Consider the following 2,152-nt stretch of genomic DNA (forward strand, 5'->3'; position numbering starts at 1 on the left):
GGGCTCGTCCGCCCCCGCCTCCGCGGTGCCCGGGTGGGCCCGATCCACTCGTGAGCCTGGCGGGAATCGTCGGGCACGCCCTAGCATCCGGGCATGGACCATCGAGCGACGACGCTGCCGATGCCGCCCGGCTGGCCCGCCCGGATCCGGGCGGTCGAATCCGGCGCGGTGACCCCGCCGGTGCCCAGGGCCGCCGCGACCGTCGTGCTGCTGCGCGACGCCACCGAGGGGCCGGAGGCCTACCTGCTGCGCAGGCGCACCTCGATGGCCTTCGCGGCCGGGATGTACGCCTACCCGGGCGGCGGGGTGGACCCGCGGGACGCCGAGGTCGAGCCGGGCTGGGCCGGTCCGTCGCCCGAGGAGTGGGCCCGGCGGCTCGGGGTGGACGCCCGGACGGCGCGGGCGGTGGTCTGCGCGGCCGTCCGCGAGACCTTCGAGGAGGCCGGCGTGCTGCTGGCCGGCCCGGACGCCGACAGCGTCGCCGCGCCGCGCGACTGGTCCGCCGAGCGGGCCGCGCTGGAGGCCCACGAGCTGTCCTTCGCCGAGTTCCTCCGCGACCACGGGCTGGTGCTGCGCAGCGACCTGCTGGGCGGCTGGGCCCGCTGGATCACCCCGGAGTTCGAGGAACGGCGCTACGACACCTGGTTCTTCGTCGCCGCGCTGCCGGCCGGCCAGCGCGCGGCCCTGGAGGTCGGCGAGGCCGACCGGGTCGCCTGGCTGACCCCGGCCGAGGCGGTGCGGGGCCACCGGGAGGGCCGCTACGGCATGCTGCCGCCGACCGTGACGGTGCTGCGCGAGCTGTCGTCGGTACGGACCGCCGCCGAGGCCCTGGCCGCGGCCGCCGACCGCCCGCTGGCGCCGGTCCTGGGCCAGGCCGAGGTCCGCGGCGACCGGCTGACGGTCCGCTGGCCCGGCTACGAGGAACTGACCATCGACGGGGAGTTCCCCGAGGGGTCCTGAGCGTTCCACCGACGGGGACCGGTCGTACGAGCCGTACGGCCGGCGCGCTCCGCACGACCTGCACGACCTGCACGACCCGCACGACCGGCACGACCCGACCTTGCCGTACCGACGCAGAGAAAGGACCGACGCCCGATGACCCACGACGACGTGGCTCGCCGGACGGCACCCGAGCTGCCCGCCCGCCGCCTGAACCCCCGTGACCTCGCCTGCGACAGCCAGGTCCCGTTCGTCGAGGTGGCGCAGCGCGCCCTCGTCCGGGCGCTGCCGTTGCGGGCCCTGCACCGGCACGTCGGAGGCGGTCGGTGAGCGGACTCCTGCCGGGCGACCCCGCCGCCGCCGTCGGCGGCGAGGCCACCCCTCGGGCGCTGTGCGTGCTGGCGCCGAACCCGTCGCCGATGACGCTGGACGGCACCAACACCTGGCTGCTCTCCGAGCCGGGCTCGGACCTCGCGGTGGTGATCGACCCGGGCCCGCTGCACGAGGGGCACCTGCGCCGGGTGGTCGACCTCGCGGAGGAACGGGGCAAGCGGATCGCGCTGACCCTGCTCACCCACGGCCACGCCGACCACTCCGAGGGCGCGGCCCGCTTCGCCGAGCTGACCGGGAGCGAGGTACGGGCCCTGGACCCGGCGCACCGGCTGGGCTCGGAGGGCCTGGTCGGCGGCCAGCGCCTCGACGTCGGCGGCCTGGACCTGCGGGTGGTGGCCACCCCGGGGCACACCTCGGACTCGCTGACCTTCCACCTGCCGGCCGACGGCGCGGTGCTCACCGGCGACACCGTGCTCGGCCGCGGCACCACGATGGTCGCGCACCCCGACGGCCGGCTCGGCGACTACCTGGACTCGCTGCGCCACCTGCACACCATGGCCTCCCGGCACGGCGTGCGGACCGTGCTGCCGGGCCACGGCCCGGTGCTCGCGGACGCGCTCGGCGCCGTCGACTACTACCTGGCCCACCGGGCGTCGCGGCTCGCCCAGGTGGAGACCGCGGTCGAGGCGGGCTGCCGGAGCGCCTCCGAGGTGGTGGCCCGGGTCTACGCCGACGTGGACCGGGCGCTCTGGCTGGCCGCCGAGCTGTCGGTGCGGGCCCAGCTGGACTACCTGGAGGAGCACGGGCTGATCCAGGGCGCCGACTGAGCCGGTGGACGCGTAGGGCCCGGTGAACGCGTAGGGCCTGGTGGACGCGGAAG

3 protein-coding genes are annotated in these 2,152 nt (G+C 76.9%); all 3 read left to right on the forward strand.

Annotation, left to right across the window (positions count from 1 at the left end):
- Nucleotides 1–93: 93 nt before the first annotated feature.
- The 3 genes from ACFU7Z_RS38930 (at nucleotide 94) to ACFU7Z_RS38940 (ending at nucleotide 2,099) form a co-directional block, all read left to right on the forward strand.
- Nucleotides 94–960, forward strand: a complete 867-nt coding sequence (locus tag ACFU7Z_RS38930; RefSeq protein ID WP_380782882.1) for an NUDIX hydrolase — start codon at nucleotides 94–96, stop codon at nucleotides 958–960.
- Nucleotides 961–1,095: 135 nt separating this feature from the next.
- Nucleotides 1,096–1,269, forward strand: coding sequence for a hypothetical protein (locus ACFU7Z_RS38935; RefSeq protein ID WP_158077682.1), 174 nt, complete (start codon nucleotides 1,096–1,098; stop codon nucleotides 1,267–1,269).
- A complete protein-coding gene (locus tag ACFU7Z_RS38940; RefSeq protein WP_380782884.1) occupies nucleotides 1,266–2,099 on the forward strand; it encodes an MBL fold metallo-hydrolase in 834 nt (277 codons plus the stop codon). Before ACFU7Z_RS38935 ends, ACFU7Z_RS38940 begins: the two co-directional genes overlap by 4 nt.
- The last annotated feature ends 53 nt before the right edge of the window (nucleotides 2,100–2,152 follow it).

Source organism: Kitasatospora sp. NPDC057518, assembly GCF_042802075.1.
Taxonomy (GTDB): Bacteria; Actinomycetota; Actinomycetes; order Streptomycetales; family Streptomycetaceae; genus Kitasatospora.